Annotated in this window: 8 protein-coding genes and 1 tRNA gene; 4 read left to right on the top strand and 5 right to left on the bottom strand. The window is 69.3% G+C overall.

Translation table 11 applies throughout. The features are described 5' to 3' along the window. Positions 1-134 precede the first annotated feature (134 nt). Positions 135-635, bottom strand: a complete 501-nt coding sequence (locus ACFXDJ_RS10375; RefSeq protein WP_384661613.1) for a phosphoribosyltransferase — start codon at positions 633-635, stop codon at positions 135-137. Beyond that, positions 632-1,219, bottom strand: coding sequence for a dCTP deaminase (gene dcd / locus ACFXDJ_RS10370; protein ID WP_371617063.1), 588 nt, complete (start codon positions 1,217-1,219; stop codon positions 632-634). Before dcd ends, ACFXDJ_RS10375 begins: the two co-directional genes overlap by 4 nt. 472 nt (positions 1,220-1,691) lie before the next feature. On the opposite strand from dcd, the gene ACFXDJ_RS10365 reads away from it, so the two are divergent. Continuing rightward, a tRNA-Gly gene (locus ACFXDJ_RS10365) sits at positions 1,692-1,762 on the top strand. A gap of 240 nt (positions 1,763-2,002) precedes the next feature. Here ACFXDJ_RS10365 and ACFXDJ_RS10360 read toward each other — a convergent pair. Beyond that, positions 2,003-2,794 carry a LuxR C-terminal-related transcriptional regulator gene (locus tag ACFXDJ_RS10360; RefSeq protein WP_384848796.1) on the bottom strand — a complete coding sequence of 264 codons (792 nt, stop codon included), beginning with the start codon at positions 2,792-2,794 and terminating at the stop codon, positions 2,003-2,005. A gap of 57 nt (positions 2,795-2,851) precedes the next feature. Continuing rightward, on the bottom strand, positions 2,852-2,989 hold the full coding sequence (locus ACFXDJ_RS10355; RefSeq protein WP_384848793.1) for a hypothetical protein: 138 nt from the start codon (positions 2,987-2,989) through the stop codon (positions 2,852-2,854). Between the two features lie 456 nt (positions 2,990-3,445). Between ACFXDJ_RS10355 and ACFXDJ_RS10350 the strand changes: the two genes are divergently transcribed. From ACFXDJ_RS10350 to ACFXDJ_RS10340, 3 genes are all read left to right on the top strand, one after another. Continuing rightward, positions 3,446-3,721: a hypothetical protein gene (locus tag ACFXDJ_RS10350; RefSeq protein ID WP_384661604.1), complete on the top strand. Its 276-nt coding sequence runs from the start codon at positions 3,446-3,448 to the stop codon at positions 3,719-3,721. 80 nt (positions 3,722-3,801) lie between these two features. Beyond that, entirely contained in the window at positions 3,802-4,668 is an 867-nt protein-coding gene (locus ACFXDJ_RS10345) for a hypothetical protein (RefSeq protein WP_384848790.1), read from the top strand. A gap of 210 nt (positions 4,669-4,878) precedes the next feature. Beyond that, positions 4,879-5,427: a hypothetical protein gene (locus tag ACFXDJ_RS10340; protein ID WP_384848787.1), complete on the top strand. Its 549-nt coding sequence runs from the start codon at positions 4,879-4,881 to the stop codon at positions 5,425-5,427. Positions 5,428-5,619: 192 nt separating this feature from the next. On the opposite strand, the gene ACFXDJ_RS10335 is transcribed toward ACFXDJ_RS10340, so the two are convergent. Then, entirely contained in the window at positions 5,620-6,147 is a 528-nt protein-coding gene (locus ACFXDJ_RS10335; protein ID WP_384661595.1) for a hypothetical protein, read from the bottom strand. Positions 6,148-6,293 lie beyond the last annotated feature (146 nt).

Here is a 6,293-nt window from a genome sequence, read left to right as displayed (position 1 = left end):
GTGTTGTCTATATCCTCGGGGGGGCGTCCGACTCCCCCCCCCCACCCCCCTCCCCGCGCGGCGGGGCGCCGCCCCCCCGCCCCCCCCGCCGCGCCCCCCCTCCACACTCTCACCGCTCTCACGGCTCTCACCGCTCAGGCGTCGAGGACCTGACCCTCACGCTTCACGACGGGCGGTTCGACCGACCAGGGGAAGTTGACCCACTCGTCGGTCTTCTTCCACACGTACTCGCACTTCACGAGCGAGTGCGACTTCTCGTAGATCACGGCGGACCGGACCTCGGCCACGGCGCCGAGGCAGAAGTCGTGCACCAGCTTCAGGGTCTTGCCGGTGTCGGCGACGTCGTCGGCGATCAGGACCTTCTTGTTGGAGAAGTCGATCGCGTCCGGTACGGGTGCCAGCATGACCGGCATCTCCAGCGTGGTGCCGACCCCGGTGTAGAACTCGACATTCACCAGGTGAATGTTCTTGCAGTCCAGGGCGTACGCCAGCCCGCCGGCGACGAAGACGCCGCCCCGGGCGATGCTCAGGATGATGTCGGGCTCGTAGCCGTCGTCGGCGATGGTCTGCGCCAGCTCGCGCACGGCGCGCCCGAACCCCTCGTAGTCAAGGTTCTCGCGTACTCCGTTGCTCATGCCTCGTGCCTCACCTGGGTTCGGTGGAAGTTCTGGAAGGAGCGCGAGGCGGTCGGTCCGCGCTGCCCCTGGTACCTGGACTCGTACCGCTCGCTCCCGTACGGGAACTCGGCGGGCGAGCTGAGCCGGAACAGGCACAGCTGCCCGATCTTCATACCCGGCCAGAGCTTGATCGGCAGCGTGGCGAGGTTCGACAGCTCCAGGGTCACGTGCCCGGAGAAGCCCGGGTCGATGAACCCGGCGGTCGAATGCGTCACCAGCCCCAGCCGGCCGAGACTGGACTTCCCCTCCAGTCTGGAGGCAATGTCCTCGGGCAGCGAGATGACCTCGTACGTCGAGGCGAGCACGAACTCACCCGGGTGGAGGATGAACGCCTCGTCCCCCTCCGGCTCGACCATCCGGGTCAGATCCGGCTGCTCGGTGGCGGGGTCGATGTGGGCGTAGCGGTGGTTCTCGAACACCCGGAAGAACCGGTCGAGACGTACATCGATGCTGGAGGGCTGCACCATCGACTCTTCGAATGGGTCGATGCGAACCCGTCCGCTGTCGATCTCGGCCCGGATGTCTTTGTCAGAGAGAAGCACGTCCCGAGGATACGCAGAGCGCGCGGACCGCCCCAATCGAGGCGACCCCGCGCGCCGGGAAACGTCTACTGCTACCGCTACCGCTTGGCAGCGCCGCCACCCACGGGGACGGCGTGCCTCAGCCGCGCGCAACGCGGACACCGCAACAGCCGCCCCGGCCCGATCCGGCCGGCACCGAGGTGCTGCAGCGGGAACGAAGCGGTGCTGAACACGTGCCCTTCGGCACAACGGACGACGGTGTGCTCCATCGAGTCCCTTTCCCCAACCAGCCGTACTGCGACGAATCGCCACATTAGGGGATGAACAAGACCCACTCCAGCCGCCGCTCCGCACTCACAAGGTACGCCCCAACTCCCGCCCCCACGACCCCCCGTGCACCACACACGCAGGCACGCCCCCCGGGTGAATTCACCAGGGGTCGATCATGGGGTAGGGTGAGGAACGATACGGATCCAGGCAACTGGACCGCTGCGCGGATGTAGTTTAATGGTAGAACATGAGCTTCCCAAGCTTATAGCGCGGGTTCGATTCCCGTCATCCGCTCTTGCAAGAAGGCCCAGGTCAGCGACCTGGGCCTTCTTCGTTGCCCAGACCTCTCAGGGTCTGCCGTGCCCTCCGCGTGCCCCAACTCCCGCGGATGTCCTAGCCGGAGTCCCTTTGGCGCACCACATGCACCACGCAGGCAGGGCGCGGCGACGCGGTTCCCCGTCCGCCTGCCCCGGCGCTCGCCGTCCGCCGTCCGCCGTCCGACAGTCGTCCGCCGTCCTGTGTCGTTCGGCCCGCTCAGAGCCAGCCCTGCTGCGCTGCCTTCAGGCCGGCCTCGAAGCGGCTGGTGGCGTGGAGGCGTTCCATCAGTGCCGACATCTGGCGCCGGACGGTGCGCAGGGACACCCCGAGGCGTTTGCCGGCTGCCTCGTCGGTCATTCCCGAGGCCAGGAGTTTGAGAAGTTCGAGTTCACCCGCCGTGGGGGTGGAGTCGGTGGGGCGGGGGCGGTCCGCGCCGAGGGGGACGGCAGAGTCCCAGGTCTGCTCGAACAAGGTCAGGAGCGACGCCACGATGCCGGGCGCTCTGGTGCACAGCGCGCCCAGGCGGGAGTTGGCGGGGTCGATCGGGACGACCGCCACGCTGCGGTCGAAGATCAGCAGGCGGGGAGGCAGCAGCGGGCTCGTGCGCACCTGGCCGCCCTCTTCCGTCAGCCACCGGGCGTAGGCGAGCGTTTTCGGATCATTGCGGGTGCTGTCCTGATAGATCGAGCGCATCTCGATGCCGCGGCTCAGGACGCGCTGGTCGAGCGGGCGCGACGCCTCCATGCTGGCCTCGGACATCGCGCCGCCGGGCAGGATCGCCACGCACTCCCGCGTCAGCCCGTGGGCGAGCTCTTCGAGTCTGTTCTGGATGGCGTCCATGCCCACCAGCCGTTCCGCTCCGTCGACCTCCGTGTTCGGGCGGAGCTCCACGAACTCGGAGACGGCCCGGGCGGCGGCCGCCTTGCTGCGAGCCAGCTCCTCCTGGCGCCGGGCCAGATCCTCCTCCTGGCGGCGTAGCAGCAGTTCCAGACCCAGATCGGGACTCACTGCGCGCAGCGCACCGGGGCTGTCCCGCGACGGCCTCAGCAGGCCGAGGTCGACGAGCTAGTCCAGACCGTCCCGCACCTGCGTCTCGGCGAGACCGATACGTACGCACAGCTCCGCGACACCCCCCGACGGGTCCGCCAGCATCCCCCGGTACACGGCTTCCACGTCCGGTGCCAGCCCCAACGATTGCAGCATCCCAGCCCCCCAGCTGATGTGACCGCGCACGCCGGCGGCCGATTCCGTGATCGTAAGCCACTAGTGGCACCAAGGTGACAGGCGTCTTGGTGCCATCCGAAAACCCTTCTGCGCAGGTCGGGGGCACAGCAACATGGTGATCACCGGAACGGCGGGGGCGAGAGTCCCCGACTCAGGCCAGAGCCGCAAGGACGATCCGGAGCAGCGCGCAGGGCGGTCACCCGCACCCGCTTCACGACCTTCGATCCAAGGGGGATCCCATGTCCCGCACCGCCCGCATCACCGCTGCCGCCGCCCTCTCCGCCCTGGTCTGCGCCGGAGCCGCCACGACCGACACGACCGCCTCGGCCGCGTCACCGACGGGAGCCCCAAGATCACCGCCGTCAGTCCGGGCGGCATCCACTGGGACACCGCCCCGATGGCCGGCACCAACAGCCTCAACTGGGACCAACCCTGATGCGTATCGTCCGCGCCTCGTTCGCCGGGACTGACCAAGGTCCCGCCCAGGAGCACATGCTCGCTCTCGTCTCCGATCTGATCTGGGCGCGCACCGCCCCGATCCACGGCCTGGAGCACCTGCGGGCCAAAGCCTCCGACGAGGGCATGGACATCTACCTCTTCCTGCGGGCCGCGTCCGAAGACGCAGCCCTCGACCAGGCGCACGCCATCCTTGCCGCCGCTCGCGCGCCCCTCGTCCGGCACGGCTACCAGGCCACCGCGACGTATCGCTGACACCACCTTCTGCGCCCCACGCCCCCGCCTTCCCCCGCACCGAGCCTCCCTTCGGCCTGCCCACTTCCAGGAGACCCGCCATGACCCGCACCGCCGCCCCCCGTCGCGTCCGTACCGCCATGCTCGCCAGTGCGGGCGTCCTCGCCGCCTCCGCCGCCGTCTACGGGCTGGCCCAGCACGCCGACGCCTCGGACGCCCCGCCGAGCTCGACGGTGGCCGGCGCGGCGAGCGCCAGCGCCTCACCTGCCGCGCCCCCTGCGGGACAGGCGCCGTCGGAGCAGCCCGCCACTGCCTCCGCCCCGAGCCCGTCCACCACGGCCGGCAAGGGCGCGGCCAAGAGCCCGGACAACGACAAGGACAAGGACAAGGGGTCGAAGCAGCCCACGGGCGACGGTCTCGTCGTCGAGGCCCTCGAAGCGGACCGGGTGGAGCCCGCCCAGCTCCCGGACAGCGCCCAGCAGAAGTGGAAGGAGATGGGACCGGCCCGTACCCAGCCGATGACCCGGGACTTCCAGCTCAACGAGTGCGCATCAGTGCCGGGCGCCACCAACTGGCGGCAGCAGGGCTTCATCAGCTCGCACAAGACCCCGGCCACCCAGAACTCCCTGTCGTTCAAGGACGAGGCAGCGGCCAAGACCGCGTACCAGAAGGTCCTCGACGGCATGAACTCCTGTGCCCAGAGCAGCCAGGCACTGCAGAAGCAGTACGGGGTGGCCCCCGACGCCGCAGTCCAGCAGACGGCCACCACCGACAACGGTCGTGCGTGGTCGCGCCGTTGGACCGGGGTCGCGGGGACCTCGGCGCCCGGCCCCCAGACCAACCACGTCTACGTCGTCCAGCGCGGCGCCGTGCTGACGCTCCTCACCTTCGACGAGTGGGACTCCGCCGCGCCGTCGTCCTATGACACCCACTCGGACGCCTCCGTGCTGGCCATGCTGGCCCGCTGACGCCCACCCACCGGTCGTAACGGTCGGGGCGCTAGCCGTCGGCGACCACCAGTCGGCGCGCGAAGACCCCGGCATGCCGCGCTGCGGGAATCGTCCCATCCCACACGACGTGGGTGGCGGCCGTACGGACCGTGTCGCGCCCCGCAACCCATGCGGGTGATCGGCACCCCATAGACCACACGGCCACGGAAGAGCCGCTATGAAAGTTGCATGTCCGCACTCTTCCCTGAACCGGCTAGCCCCGCCCCCGCTGGCGACCTGGATGCCGCAGGTCGCATCGAGGTGGGTGACGCGCTGCTCGTTCAGTTTCCCAGTGATACGGCTTGCCGTTCGAGCGCCTTCAAACGTGCAGCCACCCGCTACGGTCTGCCAGTAGCCAGGGCAAGGGAGTACGTGGCGCTTGCCCGGTGGTTCAGCCCCGACATGCGCGCGCGCATCTTCGCCAATGTCCAGGTCTCCTACTCCGTCTTGAGGGAAGCGGCCTGCGACTATTCGAGGTCTGGCATGCCTGATCACCAACGCTGGGACGCTCTTCGGTCGATGATCGACACCGCAGCCGACCAAGGTCTGAAGCGGGTGACGGCGAGTGAGTACCGATCCGCAATCGGCTCCCGGCAGATCCCGAACCAAGCCAGTGCCATGCCGGCCGAGGCAGTGGTTCGACAGCTAGCGCGCCCTGAGGTCTGGCAAGCCGTGGTCGACTACATCGTGACAGACCCTGCCGGCCGCCGAGAAGTCTTGTTGCGGCTCTCGGCGTAGCGCTCTCACCCAACCCCCGCCTTCAATGAGGCCGGTCAGCGGACGTGCCACGACGTGCCAGTCACGTCATCCGCTCTGCAAGAAGGCCCAAGTCAGCGACCTGGGCCTTCTTCGTTGCCTAGGCCTCTCGGGGCTCGCGTGCCGCTTGCGTGCAGCGGGGTGAGGGGGTTTGCCGTCTGCCCGTGGCGCGGGTCAGCAGTGGTACGTGCTGTTGCTCGTGCCGGAGTTGGCGCCGGTGTTGAAGTTGTGCTCATCGCTGTAGATGACGCAGCCGTTGCTGAGTGTGGCCACCGCGCTGAAGAGCCGGTAGCCCTGGTCGATGCCGACGCCGTTGGAGTAGTTGTCGCTGTGGGCGTTCGTGGACACTCGGTCGCCCTGGAGGCTCAGCGTCGACCCGTCGGGGGCGTGGTCGATGACCTGGAGTTCGACCGACGCGCCGCTGGTGTTCATCCAGGCGGTGGCTCCCTTGAAGTGGGCGGCGGTGCGGCGGCAGGAGGGGGAGTAGACCAGGTCGACCCGGCCGACATAGGTGTCGCCGAGGTAGAGGTACTGGGCATGGCTGACGGTGGTGCTGTAGTCGCAACCGTCGCCGGGGCCGCTGGCGTTGGCGACGCCGGCGTTCACGGCGAGGCCCGCGAGGGTGAGGGCGGTGGTGGCGAGGGCCATCGAGGTCCTGCGCAGCGCGGTGGACGGCAAGGTGGACGGCAAGGTGGACGGCAAGAAGGTCTCCTCGGTTCGTGGGGGGGCGGGCTCGGGCCGGGGGGCGGGGGGGGGGGGGGGGGGGGCGGCCCCCGCCGCCCCCCCCGGGGGGGGGGGGGGGGGGTGTAGAGCAACCCAACCCGCAACGGGGGGGCAACAGGTTTGGG

Origin of the sequence: Streptomyces sp. NPDC059443, assembly GCF_042750105.1 — a bacterium.
In the GTDB taxonomy this organism is placed as follows: Bacteria; Actinomycetota; Actinomycetes; order Streptomycetales; family Streptomycetaceae; genus Streptomyces.
This window is presented reverse-complemented; position numbering and strand designations above follow the sequence as displayed.